The sequence below is a fragment of the Mesorhizobium sp. RCAM 06353 genome (assembly GCF_059683585.1).
Window position 1 is genome coordinate 192,418 of sequence record NZ_JCASIY010000001.1, and the last position, 14,936, is coordinate 207,353.

At 60.1% G+C, this 14,936-nt stretch carries 9 protein-coding genes and 5 pseudogenes; 8 read left to right on the plus strand and 6 right to left on the minus strand.

All coding sequences use genetic code 11. The features are described from left to right. Positions 1-393: 393 nt before the first annotated feature. The 3 genes from AC56QX_RS35680 to AC56QX_RS35690 are packed head-to-tail and all read right to left on the minus strand — an operon-like array spanning position 394 to position 2,368. Positions 394-543: a hypothetical protein gene (locus AC56QX_RS35680; RefSeq protein WP_497118178.1), complete on the minus strand. Its 150-nt coding sequence runs from the start codon at positions 541-543 to the stop codon at positions 394-396. 11 nt (positions 544-554) lie between these two features. Next, positions 555-1,691, minus strand: a complete 1,137-nt coding sequence (locus AC56QX_RS35685) for a sensor histidine kinase (RefSeq protein ID WP_497118180.1) — start codon at positions 1,689-1,691, stop codon at positions 555-557. Between the two features lie 14 nt (positions 1,692-1,705). Further along, positions 1,706-2,368: a response regulator transcription factor gene (locus AC56QX_RS35690; RefSeq protein ID WP_497118430.1), complete on the minus strand. Its 663-nt coding sequence runs from the start codon at positions 2,366-2,368 to the stop codon at positions 1,706-1,708. 170 nt (positions 2,369-2,538) lie between these two features. Here AC56QX_RS35690 and AC56QX_RS35695 point away from each other — a divergent pair, with 170 nt between their 5' ends. After that, positions 2,539-2,898: a hypothetical protein gene (locus AC56QX_RS35695; protein WP_497118182.1), complete on the plus strand. Its 360-nt coding sequence runs from the start codon at positions 2,539-2,541 to the stop codon at positions 2,896-2,898. Between the two features lie 128 nt (positions 2,899-3,026). On the opposite strand, the gene AC56QX_RS35700 is transcribed toward AC56QX_RS35695, so the two are convergent. After that, positions 3,027-4,658: an IS66 family transposase gene (locus AC56QX_RS35700; RefSeq protein WP_497118183.1), complete on the minus strand. Its 1,632-nt coding sequence runs from the start codon at positions 4,656-4,658 to the stop codon at positions 3,027-3,029. A gap of 84 nt (positions 4,659-4,742) precedes the next feature. Between AC56QX_RS35700 and AC56QX_RS35705 the strand changes: the two are divergent. From AC56QX_RS35705 to AC56QX_RS35735, 7 genes and pseudogenes are all read left to right on the plus strand, one after another. Further along, positions 4,743-5,841, plus strand: a pseudogene (locus AC56QX_RS35705) (IS1595 family transposase). Between the two features lie 93 nt (positions 5,842-5,934). After that, a pseudogene (locus AC56QX_RS35710) lies at positions 5,935-6,324 on the plus strand (IS6 family transposase); the annotation flags it as partial. 300 nt (positions 6,325-6,624) lie between these two features. Next, positions 6,625-7,327: pseudogene (locus AC56QX_RS35715) on the plus strand (IS6 family transposase). Between the two features lie 1,405 nt (positions 7,328-8,732). Then, on the plus strand, positions 8,733-10,103 hold the full coding sequence (repC, locus tag AC56QX_RS35720) for a plasmid replication protein RepC (protein WP_497118185.1): 1,371 nt from the start codon (positions 8,733-8,735) through the stop codon (positions 10,101-10,103). A gap of 721 nt (positions 10,104-10,824) precedes the next feature. Then, positions 10,825-11,429 (plus strand): annotated as a pseudogene (locus tag AC56QX_RS35725) (reverse transcriptase domain-containing protein); the annotation flags it as partial. Positions 11,430-11,552: 123 nt separating this feature from the next. Further along, entirely contained in the window at positions 11,553-11,864 is a 312-nt protein-coding gene (locus tag AC56QX_RS35730; RefSeq protein WP_497118431.1) for a group II intron maturase-specific domain-containing protein, read from the plus strand. A 207-nt stretch (positions 11,865-12,071) separates the two neighbouring features. Further along, positions 12,072-12,926: pseudogene (locus tag AC56QX_RS35735) on the plus strand (IS1380 family transposase); the annotation flags it as partial. 29 nt (positions 12,927-12,955) lie between these two features. Here AC56QX_RS35735 and AC56QX_RS35740 read toward each other — a convergent pair. Further along, complete coding sequence (locus AC56QX_RS35740) at positions 12,956-13,654, minus strand: recombinase family protein (protein WP_497118187.1); 699 nt, start codon at positions 13,652-13,654, stop codon at positions 12,956-12,958. A gap of 119 nt (positions 13,655-13,773) precedes the next feature. After that, positions 13,774-14,757, minus strand: coding sequence for an IS5 family transposase (locus tag AC56QX_RS35745; RefSeq protein WP_497118432.1), 984 nt, complete (start codon positions 14,755-14,757; stop codon positions 13,774-13,776). Between the last annotated feature and the right edge of the window lie 179 nt (positions 14,758-14,936).

Sequence of the window (14,936 nt, forward strand, 5' to 3'; positions counted from 1 at the left end):
ACTCTTCCCTCGAGCTGCAAGCTCAGCACACCTGATTCGAATGCTGCTCATGAAAACGACAAGGCCAAGCATTGTTGAGCTGGCGACGAGCGTTGAGGCGGAGAGGACGGGGACGTCCTCATGCGGACAGAAAGACCGTTTCAGAACACCGGCATGTCCGACATGGTCGCTCCGACCTCATGAGTGCATGATGTAAGCGCCCTAGGCTACGGCGAGGCGCGGCATGCTTGTCCTGCGCCAGTGGATTGGGCTGTGGTGTGCCGCCGCCACAGCTGAATTCCTCTGGCGCAAGGGCCCGCCGCGGGTTTGGTCACCGCCCCAGTTCGACATTCTCGTTGCCTGACCATTAGCGTACAATACTTCCTACGCCCAACTTGGTCGCTGCAGCCAGTATCATCGAGGGATTCGAATAATCGCCTCAAAACCATCCTCGCCACCACGGGCAGGCGACGCAAGTTCAAGACTGCCACCTATCCGCTTGATCGCCTCACTAGCGATGTTTAGACCAATGCCTGAGCCCGCCGCTGAGGTCGCACCACGCATAAATCGTTTTGTTATCTCTTCAAGATCTTGGGGGGCACCACCGGTCCCGCGTTTGCAATGGCAATGGTTCCATCAGTTCCGACGGAAACTGTTATCGTAGTATCGGGCAGTCCATGCACGAGCGCATTCTCGATTAGGTTACGAACGACGAGATTAAACAGGTTGACGTCTACTTTGCGCATCAAAGTGGGGCAGCCATCAACGTCAAGGATTAGCCGTCCGGCAAATCGCGGTGTTTTCCCAAAGTCATCAATTTCTAGCCGAACCGCTCGGACAAGATCGATCGCGTCGTCTGCGATGCACATCCCCGATTCGGCCCGTGCGAGTTGAAGCAGTTTTTCGGCAAGGTGGCCAAGCTTCGACAGCGATTTCTCGATGCCGCGCGCACGCGTTCTCGCCGAGCCCTGGGGAATTTCGGCCACTAACCTCTGCAGCTGAGCGAGCGAGCCTGCGATCGGCGTGCGCAGTTCATGTGCACAGTTTGTGGCGAACTCGCGTTCGGCATCCAGGGCCGTCCGCAGACGTTCGACAAGCCGATCGACGGAGGCCGCGATGGGGGCCAATTCTGCCGGGAGGCCGCTCGAGCCCATCAGTGCGAGATTACCGCCGTCGCGCAACCCGATCTCCTGTCGCAGTATTTCGACTGGCGCCAGCGACCGCCGGATTACCATCCAACACACGGCTACGCTAAAGGGCAGGAAGACGATCATCGGAACGAAGACCTTAACTGCGGCCTTCTTGACTTCGTGACGGCGGACCGAGAGCGGTTGGGCCGCCTGCGCAAACACGTCGTGTGCTATTTTCCTCGTATAGATGCGGTGAGTAGCGGTTGTCCAAAAGCCTTCACGCAATGGAGCAGATGGGAATGGCTTCGGCAGACTTTCGCGAAACTGAAGGAGCACATGTCCATCACGCTGGACAACTTGGTTCTGAACAGTCCAATCGTCGAAGCAGAGCGGCTCAAATAGTTCAATCCCCTTCTTCGCCAGATCGACGTACACAGACGCCGTGACCTCGGCAGATTCCTCCAGAAAGTCGTCGCAGAGTTTGTAGATAGAGTCCTTTGCCATGAGGGCAGCAATGGTGGGGACGAAAATCCAGACCAGGAGCGTTGCGCCCCCCAGCCACAGTATCAGCCTGCGCGTCATGCTGTGCGGCTTCCTCATGTGACCATGAACCTGTACCCGCCGCCACGGACTGTCGCTATTCGGTCCCCGCCGATCTTCTTGCGGAGCCGGCTAACATAAACCTCCACGGTGTTGCTCTCAATTTCCGAACCCAAGGAAAAAAAGAGTACGTCCTCGATCTTCGCCTTCGTAACTACCGTGCCGGGCCGGCACAGAAGGCAGTTGAGAACTGTCCATTCGCGTGGAGTCAGGTAGACCGTCTGCCCGTCGCGGTAGAGTTGCCGCTCGTCCGAGTGTATTGACAGCGTCCCGACAGAATATATCGGCTCCGGGAACTGCCCATTACTCCGCGCCACGGCATGAATGCGCGCAGAAAGTTCGCCGAGATCGAACGGCTTGACCAAATAGTCGGCGGCACCTGCGTTGAGCCCCTCGATGCGGTCCGAGACCTGATCGCGAGCTGTCACGATGATGACCGGTGTCCAATCAAGCCGCTTCCTCATCTCCCGCACGTAGTCGATGCCGTTGCCGTCTGGCAGGTGAATGTCGAGCAGGGCAAGCTGGTAGGAGACCACATTTGCGTAACCCCGCGCATCGGACAGGTCCTTGGCCCAGTCGACCGCGTGGCCATCAGCCATCGTATGTTCGCGTACAGCACCGCCAAGGTCCTCGTCGTCTTCAATGAGCAGTATTCGCATCATGTGTGCCGAGCTCCAGTTCGACGGCAAGAGTTGTGCCTTATTGACAGAACCTGACGCTACGCTGAACGCCCGTGACGCAAATGTCCGGAGGCTTTCAGGCTGCTGTCAGCTACAGGCGTCAGAAGGGGCATCATTGCAACAATCGATTCTAGTGTAGAAGGCCAGTTATGAACGACATCCTGATCTCGGCACTCTTTATTAATGTGACCACCGTCATTAATGTGACCACCGTCGGCTCTGCACTGGCCGGCGGGAAATCCGACCTGGGAATCGCCGAATGGCAACCGCGCCAAGCCGTACTGATTAGGCTTGAAGCGGACCGAAGGCAGCTCCGTTCGATTAAGACGGGAGACGGCTGGTCGGATGCCGTCGAGTCGAAGGGGCTCGAGGTTGAAACGCACTTCGACCGCAAAACTTGGCACGTGTGGGTGGTGCCGGCGAAGGAGCTAAGGGTAAACCGATGCGCCGCCACCAGTGGTCTGGAATCCCTGTGTCAGGATTGTTCCAGGTGCTGTCACATTGATTGAGGGGTAAGGAAATTGAGGTAGCAGCGCGTCCATGACCGTGAGTGCATCGACCTACAAGAACCACCGCTATCCGATCGAAATCGTGGCCCGTGCTGTCTGGCTCGTAACCGGGGCAGATTACCGGGCAGTCAGGCTTGAGCGGCTTGCCTAACGAGATCCGGGAGCGGCGGAATCGACTCTTGTGTTGGTATGCCGAGGCGGTCGCCGAGATAGCGGAAGAATGAGACGTCGAGCTTGATGCAGGTCTTCAACAGGCCGAGCAGGACGTCGCGGGCGTTCTTGCCTGCCTTGCTGACGATTCCGCCGGAGATCTTGCGCTTGGTGACGAAGGTGCGGATGTCGTTTTCCGAACCATTGGTGTGGAGTGGGATCTCGGGACGATCGAGAACGCGCAGGAGTTCATGCTTGCGGCGATGCAGCCTGGCAAGAAGCCGGTCGAGCATGACGTAGCCGGTTCGTCGTTTGAACAGGCGCTCGAAGCGGGCGTGCAGGGCCGCCGCGTGGCGCGGACAAGGAGCACGCTGGTAGCTCTTGAGGTCGCGATAGAACCACCAGATCAACTGGCGCATGATGTCGACGGCCTGACGTTGATCCGGGGTCACGGGTATCAATTTGTGGACGAGCCGCTCGACGTGGACCCAGCACAGAGCATAGTCGCCGATGCGGAACTGGCCGGCATCATCGGATACGACGACGGTATCGGCGAGAAAGCCGTGGTGGCGGATCGCTCCCCACATCGCCCCTTCGGTGGCGATCCTGACTGGGTTGGGCTCAACCGCGAGCTGGTCGAGGCCGAGTGCGGCCAGATGCGCCTGCCATGCGGCGCTGTCGGCAAATGCCTTGTGCGGCGCAGCCGCCAGCCGCGCGATCACCGGACCGGCGAGGTTGCGGCCGCGCATATAGGCCAGGGCCTCTTCATTGATGAAGTAATCGCTGTGCCCGGCACGCAGCGTCGCCAGGAACGCCTCCCGTGACTTCGATCGTCCGGTGCGGAACGCGGTGAAGCGGCGATCGCCGATCTGGGTGGTGTAGCCGTCCTGGTGGGCGTGGCGCGCCGACGTATCATCGACGGTGATCCAGGGCGCCGTAGCCAGCCCGGCGCGCAGCACGTCACGGTCCTCCGCCGCGAAGGCCTCCAGGCCCTCCAAAATCAGCCGCACCACCTGGCGCTTCGAAATGTCGACCCCGATCCCGGTCAACAACGCCGTCAACCGCTCCGTCGTCACCTGGCCTTGAATGTGACAGGCCAGAATGAAGCGGCGCAGGTTCGCGCCCCAGCCGCCGATGATCCCCGCCGGCAAGGGCGCCACCATCGTTTCGCCGGTCGGTGTCACCCAGCGCTCGCGGCGATAGCGCACCACCTCGGCCGACAACGCCAGATCGCGCACCAGGATCGTCTCATACCCCTTGAAGCGAGAGCCCGCAGGAGCGCTCACCGCAACCGTCACCTCGCGGCTCACGCGACCGCCGTCGCGCTTGGCGCCGCGCCGGCGGCGCTTGCCCTTGCCAGATGTCGGCTGCGTCGCCTTCTCCATGCCCGATGGCTTGGTCGGCTTGACCGGGGGACGCGGCGGCAGGTCCTTCAGCCGGGCGATCTCATCCTTCAGGGTCTGGTTCTCGGCGCGTAGCGCCTGGTTCTCGATCTCAAGGCTCTCGACCCGGCCTTGAAGACCGCGCACTTCGCCGATCAGCGCAGAAACCAGCCCGCGGAGTTCCGCGAGCGACAGGCCTTCAAGCGAATCAGTCGGTGGTAGCGTCACGGGCCTTTATCAACCAAAGACCGCAATATCCTTGTGACCTATAGCCTTTCATGCGATTCTTCGGGCTGGTCTGAAGGAGGTGAGATGCCTGAAATACTTGCAGCGCTTTCCAACATTCGGACTGTTGAAGAAATGATCGCGGCCTTCCGGGATGAGCAGCATTGCCGTCGGTTGCTGGAAAGCATTGGTGTGGCCGGATGGCCGGATCTGCCCCGCCTGCGGATACAAACGCTCGATTGCGCTTGCCGGTCGCGATACCGGCAAGCGTCGCGCCCGACCGGGTCTTTATCAATGTTCCAGCGGCGATTGCCGGTTCCAGTTCACGGTGACGACACACACGCCTCTGCACTCCACGAAGCTTCCCTTGCGTGTTTGGCTGAAGGCAATGTGGCTGTTACTGCAATCCGACAAGGGCTTGTCGTCGGTGCGCCTGGCCGAGGCGCTCGGGGTGAGCCAGCCAACGGCCTGGCGGATGGGACATGCACTGCGTCTCATGGTGGCGCGGGAGAACATGCTCGCCGGCACGGTGGAGATCGACCATTTCCATCTCGGTGGAAGGCCCAGAAAGAATCCCGACGACCCGCCTCCGGGCCGCGGCCGGAAAGGCCAGGCGAATACGGACAAAACGCCAGTCATGGCGATGGTGCGGCGGCCGACTGACGTCATGCCTGGCACTCTGGCCGGTGACGCGCGTGCCGCGGTCGTGACCAGTCTCTCGGCGCGAGCAAGCGAACGCGTCATTGAAGCGCAGATCGAATTGGGAGCTCATTTGATGAGCGACGAGTGGAAGGCATTCATAGCCATTGGTAAGAGCTTTGCCAAGCATGAGACAGTGAAGCATTCCAGCGGTGAGTATGTGCGCGACGCCGTCCACGTCAATTCGGTGGAGGGAGGCTTCAACTCCCGCGTCCGCCGTACCATCGCCGGCGTCTTTCATCATATCAGCCCGCAGCATGCCGACCTGTATTTCCACGAGATCGGCTTCCGATGGTCGCAGCGCGTCGTCACAGGAAACGTCATTCGCAAAACCCGGCATGGCCGGGAGAGCGTGCGAACCCTGTGGTCGCGCGTGCCGCCTGCGCTGCAATTGACGAATGTTTTTCGTACCGCCACGGGTCGTCAGATGCGCCGAAGCCCGCATGGCGGCATCATCATCAAATCAGCCGTCGCTGTCTTTGGTTGATAAAGGCCGCGTCACGCAAAGGGTGAATCACGAACGCACGCGCCTGCAAACCCCCACCGCCCGGCAATCTGCCCCGGTTACGTCTGGCTCTAATTCCGCTTCAATCTGAGCCTGCGCGATGTCGAGGAAATGCTGCTCGATCACGGGATCGTCGTTTCCTACGAGACCATCCGCCGATGGTGCCGAAAGCACGGCCCTGATTATGCGCGCCGCATACGCCGCAAGGCACCAACGAAAGACGATGTCGGGCATCTGGATGAAGTCGTGGTGCGCATCAACGGTCAGAAATGCTGGTTGTGGAGAGCGGTTGATCAGGACGGATATGTGCTCGACGAGATTGTCCAGACGCGTCGCAACACCAAGGCCGCCGGGCGCCTGCTGACGCGACTTCTGAAGAAGCAGGGTCTGCCGCCAAAGCGTATGATCACCGACAAACTGCGCTCCTACGGGGCGGCAGACGCAGGGGGCCTGGACGCCGCTGAAAGGGGCATTTATGTGACAGATGGGTCTTCTGGGGGTGAGCCCAAAAAGGCACGGCTTGCTGATCTTCGCGCAGCTTTATATGTCGTTCGATGCGGCGACCGAAAACGCACTGCTAGCAACACCGAGATGAACATGAGCCGATTGGACCTCATTCGGATGGCATTGGGCGATTGGCTGGAATCTCGCAACAAGTCCCGTACGGCCGCGAATGAATAGCTGCGCCGGCAATCCCGGCCCGGTATTGTTTGGGTGCTGTCACATTGATTTTGGCTTAACGGTTTGACGATAAGTCAGGTTGGCATGGTCGAAGCATGCGCCACCTACAAGAACCATCGCTTCCCGATCGAAATCGTTGCTCATGCCGTCTGGCTTTATTACCGGTTCGGGCTGAGCCTGCGCGATGTTGAAGATGCTGCTGGAGCGGGGGATCGTCGTCTCCTACGAGACCATCCGCCGCTGGGGAAAGAAGCACAGTCCCGATTATGCACGTCGCCTGCGCCGCAAGGCGCCATCGAAAGACGATGTCTGGCATCTTGATGAGGTAGCCGTGCGCATCAACGGCAGGCGGTGCTGGCTGTGGCGCGCCGTCGACCAGGACGGCTATGTGCTGGATGAGATCGTGCAGACCCGCCGCAATACCAAGGCGGCCAGGCGTCTGCTCATTCGTCTGCTGAAGAAGCAAGGCCTGTCGCCGAAGCGTATCGTCACCGATAAGCTGCGCTCCTATTCAGCGGCAAGACGTCAGGTCATGCCCGATATCGAGCACCGGTCGCACAAAGGCCTCAACAACCGGGCGGAGAACTCTCACCTGCCGTTTCGAAAGCGGGAGCGAATTCGGCAAGGCTTCCGCAGCATTGGCTCCCTTCAGCATTTCGTCTCCGTCTTCTCCGCCATACGCAATCTCTTTGTCCCCTCCCGCTCAAACAGGTCCGCCACGCAGATCCGAACTCACCGCCTCAATGCCATGGCAGAATGGAAGGCCGCGGCGTTGCAGATTGCCTGAAAACAGCTGTGGGCTTCCGCGCGTCCACGCTTCAAACAATGTGACAGCGCCATCCGCTCAAGTCCGGACCCATGCACCAACGCCCATGGCTACGCTACAAAGGCTATTGCGGTTACCGCTTGCCTAAACCCACACCAATAAAAGATCCGTGCACCAACGCCCTGATCTCGGAAAGCCGCGGGGGCAGTTCGATACCGCTCGATAACGTGACAACTCCCCTCGGCATAAACCCACAACAACAGCCGATTTCGACGCTTCCAGATCTCGCTAGGCAAACCGGTCAAGCCTGAGCGCCTGTAGTCTGCCCCGGTCACAACAAATTGCTTCAACCTGCTGTTAACCCTAATCCACTGGACGCGGGCGAAGAATCGTGGCTAGCTCGGGTCGATATGTCGCATTTAGACCGACAAGGAGGACAAATCGACAATGGCTTTGCTTGCCGCAACCAGAGTGCAGAACGCGGATCCGGCCGACAAGATCGTTCGGCATGCTGGCATTCTCTTCGAATATCTGCAGGCGCGACGCCAACAGATGTATCCGCTGAACGCACGGAGGAGCCTTCAAAACTTCATGATTCACGAGGTTTTACGACTGGCCTCCACTCCTGAATCGACACTCAAGCTTATGTCCAACGATGGGAAGGGCTCGGTCCCTGTCCGCCTTGAAACCAACCATCGCGTATATACGCTGGCACAGATCAAAGGCCGTCGGGCGCTGTTTGCGGCTCATCGGACGGCTGAGGCACTGAGACTTCTGCCGCATCGGCGAGATGGCGAGCGTTGCAGATTCTGGCCGGAGCGAATTTCAAGGGCGGCATTGCTAAGACGACGGGCGCATACCTTGCGTACCGTTTGGCGCACAACTGTTCGAGAAAAATGCAGTCGGTGCCGGACAGTAATGTGCTTGAGCATGTAGATTAAGGCTAGAACAAGTTAGCCATTGAGCGGGTGAAGAAGCCGCCGCCGCCGTGCCGCAGCGAGAAGGAGATTAAAGGGTCCAGCCGAAAAAGTGGTCGGCAAGGGGACATTCTCCAGCGGCGACATCAAGCTCTCTATTGTGGCAGTATATGCGCCGGCGTTTGGCGATTCCGTCGAGGAAGAGCTGCAAATGCTAATAGACAGGTTTTCCGCCCGTCAGGGCGAGGGGATAATTTCAGCGCTGGAGGGCGGTCTCGGCCGAAAACCATAGGATAGCGCAACAAACATAGAGGTAGCATGCGGTAAAAAAAGGCCCTGAGACAACTTCTCAGAAGCCTCTCGCGTTCGCTTGGGTGACATTGAGAAATCTCACTTCCGCGATTTCACGGTCAACTTCCGCGATTCAAGTCAGTCAAGAGTCTCCATGAGGAGATCTGACACCATTTTGGTGAGCGCTTTCGCTTTGCCAAAAGCTAGAGGGCAGAACCATGACGGGACATACAGCGACGACGCCCTTTGGGCGACGGACGATGACGCTTGGCCAAATTGCGAGCCAGGTGAAGGCAAGAGCGGCACCGAAGGATGCCGCCGTTCACAAGTGGCAGACTTTTCAGCACATCAGAGAGGCCCGAGATGTCCTCGGCGCCACGGACCGCGCTCTGGCGATTCTGAACGCGTTGCTGTCCTTCCACCAGGAGACGGTTCTCACGGGTGATGGCGATCTTATTGTCTGGCCGTCGAACAAGCAGTTGATGGCGCGCGCCAATGGCATAACGCCTACAACGCTTCGCCGGCATCTCGTCATTCTAGTCGAATGCGGTCTGATCATTCGCAGGGACAGTCCTAATGGAAAGCGATATGCAAGGAAAGGTCGGGGAGGCAAGATCGAGCAGGCCTTCGGCTTCGATCTGTCGCTGATCGTGGCGCGGGCAGCCGAGTTCAAGGACAAGGCGGATGCCGCCCAGGCCGAGAAGCGCGCATTCCGTCTCGCAAAGGAACGACTGACGCTCTTGCGACGGGATATTGTCAAGCTGATCGATGCCGGCACCGAGGAAGGCGTGCCAGGCAATTGGGACCGGGTGCAGCAGAATTACCAGGCCATTATCAGCCGTCTGCCGCGCTCCGCCCCACGTCCACTCGTCGAAAGCATCTGTGAAGAGCTCGAGGTGCTATGGCGTGGTATCCTTGACGCGTTGGAATCGTTTGCGGATTCACGGAATACGGACGCCAATGAGTCCCATTTCGGTCGCCACATACAGAATTCAAACCCAGACTCCAATTCTGAATCTGAAAGCGGCACAGGAGAAAGAGAGGAAGCGGGCTGCAGCGCAGAAGGTACTGACAATCTGCGGAGCCAGCCAAAGCGGGATTTGCCATTGGAGATCGTGCTGTCCGCCTGCCCGAACATGCGGGAACTCGCCCAGAGCGGCGCGCTTGGCCATTGGCGGGATTTCCTGGCCGCGGCCGAGCTTGTTCCGCCCATGTTGGGGATCAGCCCAAGCGCCTGGCGGGAGGCCTGCGAGGTTCAGGGCGAACGGCAGGCGGCGATCACGGTGGCCGCGATCTATCAGCGCGGTGATAAGATCAACAGCGCCGGCGGTTATTTGCGTAGCCTGACGGACCGCGCTCGGGACGGGAAATTTTCCACTCGGCCGATGGTCATGGCGCTCTTGCGCGCCAGACGTGATGCCGAAAAGACGCCCTCGGAAACCCATGGCGGGCCGCCTGGCGATGCCGGTCGGAGGGAGGGGCTCGCGGTCTCGGAAACGCTTCTGCGTAGCCTGCGCGGGCCTAGCCCGGAAAATTCAGTGCGCCCCGAAGGCGCGTATCACCAGTGGAGGAAGGTTCCACCCAGATAGTAGTCGATTGGTCTGGTAGCTGACGAGCGGCTCGGTCGGGCAACTGACCGGGTCGAAGCCTCGTGACAAAGGCCGCCTTGGGCGGTTGAGCAATCCGATGGGCCGCAACGTGAGTGAAGCCTGAGCAGGCCTCGAAAGTGATGATGTGGATGCCGACCCGCCTGAATTTCGGGGAAGGCCGCGCGAACGGGGAAGCAATCGACATGTGCACCCGTTCGATCCGCCGGGGTAATGGGCACGGCACGTCGGAAGGGTGATACGGGTAACGGGGGAGACCCGCTCGGCATGAGGGTAGCGGCCTCAACGCAGCCGTCAGGGCGGCGGTGCCGGTGGGAGTCGGACAGGGTCATAATACCGCTGAAGCCGGGTAATGCCGGTGGAGGGAAGGGCCCTGACTTCTGGTGTGCTTTTGACGTTGGTGAGGAGGGGGTGATTGGCGATGAGCCTCGAAACACCCGAAAAGATCAGGAACCTTCAGAGGAAGCTGTACCGTAAGGCGAAGGCGGAGCCCGCTTTCCGCTTCTACGTGCTCTACGACAAGATCTGCCGTGAGGACATGCTGCGCCATGCCTATGCGCTGGCCCGCGCCAATGCGGGTTCGCCGGGCGTGGACAATGTGACCTTCGCGAAGATCGAGGCTGAAGGCGCGGAGAGGTGGCTGGCGGGCCTGCGCGAGGAACTTGTCTCGAAGACCTATCGGCCGCAGCCGGTGCGACGGGTGATGATCCCGAAGCCGGGGGGCGGCGAACGTCCGCTCGGCATCCCGACCATTCGGGACCGGGTGGTTCAGACCGTCGCGAAGCTGGTGCTGGAACCGATATTCGAGGCGGACTTCGAGGATGGTGCCTATGGCTATCGGCCCAGACGCAGTGGGACCGACGCAATCAAGGAAGTGCACCGGCTTGTCTGCCGGGGCCACACGGACGTGGTAGACGCCGATTTGTCGAAATACTTCGACACGATCCGCATTCGGACCTCCTCAAATCGGTGGCCCGACGCATTGTCGACCGGCACGTGCTGCGGCTGATCAAGCTGTGGCTGAAAGCGCCGATCGAAGAGCGGGACGGTGACGGGAAACGGCACGTGAGCGGTGGTAAGAGCAGCACGCGCGGCACGCCGCAAGGTGGAGTCGCAAGCCCGCTGCTCTCGGTCATCTACATGAACCGGTTCCTGAAACATTGGCGGCTCACCGGACGCGGCGAGGCGTTCCGTGCGCATGTCATCTCCTATGCCGATGACTTCGTCATCCTCAGCCGCGGGCACGCGGTCGAGGCGCTGGCGTGGACGCGGACGGTGATGACGAAACTCGGGCTGACACTCAACGAGGCCAAGACCTCGGTGAAGGATGCCCGCACGGAGCCTTTCGACTTCCTTGGCTATACGTTCGGACCTCACCGCTACCGGAAAGACGGCCATTGGTACCTGGGTGCGAGCCCATCCAAGAAGAGCGTGCAACGGATCAAAACGAAGATTGGCGATCACTTGGTAAACGGTAACAAAGAGCCGTGGCCCGTGGTCTGCACCCGGCTGAACAGGCTTCTGCGCGGCTGGTCAGGCTACTTTGGCTATGGAACACGCTTGCCGGCCTATCGAGCGGTCGACAACCACGTCTATGACCGTGTTCGCACCTTCCTGCGCAAACGGCACAAGGTGCAGGGACGCGGCACACAGCGTTTCTCCGACGACATTGTCTTCGGAAAACTTGGTGTCCTGCGTCTTCGACGCGTGCACATTGGACCGCCGCCGTGTGCCTCACGATGAAACCAGTCGGAAAGCCGGATGCGGGAAATCCGCACGTCCGGTTTGATGAGCGGGGAAGGGAAACGGAGCGATGCCAACACGGCCCAAGCCACCGCGCCCTTCCTCGACTCTACTGGTGGGTTGGCGGATGTGGCGCAAGCCGTTGAAATGACGCAGGATTTGGTTGCTAAAGCCGATCCGAATTGTTTCCCGGAGACCACACCCGCCATGAATGATCTTACCCTGCCGCTGAGCGGTTTGTCATCAGTGGGCGGCAAATCCGTCGTCGCCCGTTTCGACGGCGGCATGTTGTCCTCCAACTGTGGCGTTCTGGTGCTGGCCGAGGTGGAAAAGCGGCTGCGGGTGGCCGAGCGTCTGGCGCGCTGCATCGATGATCCGCGCTGCCCGGACCAGGTCGTCCACAGCCTGGCGGACATGATCGGCTTTCGCATGAAGATGATCGCCGCCGGCTATGAGGATGGCAATGACGCCAACCGGCTGCGCTCCGATCCGGTCTTCAAGATGGCCCAGGATGCGCTGCCGTCGGGTCGGGATCTGGCCTCGCAATCGACGCTGTGCCGGCTGGAGAACCTGCCCGGCGTGCGGGAGCTGGTCGCCATGGGGCGGGCGATGGTCGACCTCTATTGCGCTTCCTTCCGGCAGGTGCCGAAGCGGATTGTGCTCGACATCGACGACACGTTTGACGCCGTACATGGCGGCCAGCAATTGCGCCTGTTCAACGCGCATTACGACGAATACGGCTTCCAGCCGATCGTAGTGTTCGACGGTGCGGGCCGGTTCGTCAGCGCGATCCTGCGACCGGCCAGGCGGCCGCGCGGGGCTGAGATCTGCCCCCACCTGCGCCGCCTCGTGCGGGCGATCCGGAGCAATTGGCCGAACACACGGATCCTGATCCGGGCCGACAGCCACTACTGCGGTCCGCAGGTCATCGACTGGTGCCGCGCCAACGGTGTAGACTTCATCCTCGGCGTGGCGCCCACCACGACGCTGCGCGAGCATGTCGCGCATCTGGAAGCCACCACGCTGGCGCGTTTTGAGGCGTCGGCGAAATCGAACAAGGTCGGGGTAGATTGAAAGTACGTGTAAAAAGTTCACTCGGTCGACGCTTTTGCCGATCGGACGCGTTTGACGATTTCACCAACGCGGCCGCGACTGGCTTTTCCTCCGATTTTCTCTTGAATCTTTCGAATGCTCAGATCGGTTGATGCGGCAAGCACCTCGATCTCTTCAACCAACAGAATTGGGAGACTTGGCCGTCCGAGATGCTTGCCGCGCGATCGCGCCGCCTGCATTCCAGCGGTGACGCGCTCGCTAATCAAAGAGGACTCCAATTCTGCCATGGCTGCGATGATGGTGAACATGGCCCGCCCCATGGGGCTTGCGGTGTCTATCTGATCCTGAACGCTGATAAAGCGCACGCCGAGGTGATCGAATTCCTCGAGGGCGATCAGAAGGTGACGTGTGGAGCGGGCGAAACGGTCGAATTTCCAGACCAGGACACAATCGACCTCACGGTTACGAACACTCGCCATCAAGGCGTTGAGCCGGGGGCGTCCCTCGCGGCGGCCTGACACCGCAATGTCGCAGTAGTCTCCGACGATCTCCAGTCCGGCGCGCGCAGCGTAGCCATGCAACCCATCATATTGCAGATCGGGCTTCTGCTCCGGCGTGGAGACGCGCAGGTAAAGTGCCGTGCGGTTTTTGGCATGGAAGTGACGATGATTTCGTCCCAGAATGTCTTCCTTTCCGGACGGCGAATCGCTATGTCCTAACGCCTTCAATTCATACACTTTCCGTCGCCCCTTCGGCGGACCCTTTTCTGGACATCTCATGACCTCGATTGAACGCACCGCTTGGCGTTGGTGCGCGGATATGAAATCGAACGCATTTCGATCTTTAATGTAGTTGGTTATGCCTGCGTGACTTGACGCCGGATAGACTCCGGGCGTGCCCATGCCAGCATGCGGTTGAGAACGATGCAACCGATGGCAACCTCGGTCTGTTGAGCCGGAAGAGAGCGTGCTCGCAGGCGCCGTCCGATCAGCCCCTTGTATCGTCCGATGGCTGTTTCGCTCAGCGCCCGCTTGCCGTAGCCGGTGGCTGCCTGCCATTTCAGCCGACCGTCGCTTGCGATTGCGGCAATGTGCTTGTCCCTTTGACCCGGCGGTCCGGTATCACCGCTTTCCACCGCCGTGGAACGCGGTGGAATGACGATGTTCGCGGTTGCGCTGTGCTGCAGGATAGACCGATAGGTTGGCTTGCCGTCATAGGCTCCGTCGGCTGTGAACTGGTCGATCTCGCCGTCGATCTGATCGAGCAGCGGTGCCACCTGGGAAGGATCATCCGTGTCCTGATCTGTCAGCCTTTGGGCAATGATCGCGCCACTTTTGGCATCCACTGCCAGATGCAGCTTGCGCCAGTTGCGACGTGATCTGGCGCCATGTTTCTGCTCCAGCCATTGCCCGGCGCCGTAGACTTTCAATCCCGTGCTATCGACAAGCACATGCAGCGGGCCGTCCGGCAGCGGCGGGTTTCGTCGGGCTGATGGCTCCCACTTCTGTGCCCGACGGCTCAGCGTCGTATGATCTGGAACTGGGACTTTCAGCCCCATGAGATCCAGCAGCGAATGGAGCAATCCCTCGGTCTGGCGCAGCCGCATTGCCAAGACGCAACCCAGCGTCAGCGCTGTCTCAATGGCGAGATCGGAATACCGGGCTTGGCCGCCGCGGGTCTTGCGTCGCGGAGCGCGCCATCCCGCCAGTGCCTCCGGCGTTACCCATAAGGTCAGGCTACCACGCCGGCGCAGACCTGCTTCGTAGTCACGCCAATTCGTCACCCTGAATGTCATCTTTCCGACGTGATGACGACGATCTGCGTTGTGTTTGTACGGCATGGCACTCAAATCAAGCTGATTTCGATCCTGCCTGCCTATCGCCAAACCGTTGACAAAGGATCCATGCACCAACGCTTTGCGGCAAAGCTCCATCGCGCATTACGGAGAGCATGAGGAACTGTGGGGCGGTTGGTGGCGGAGGCTCTCTGAACGGGCCGGAACCGCGCCACAGAAAGTGC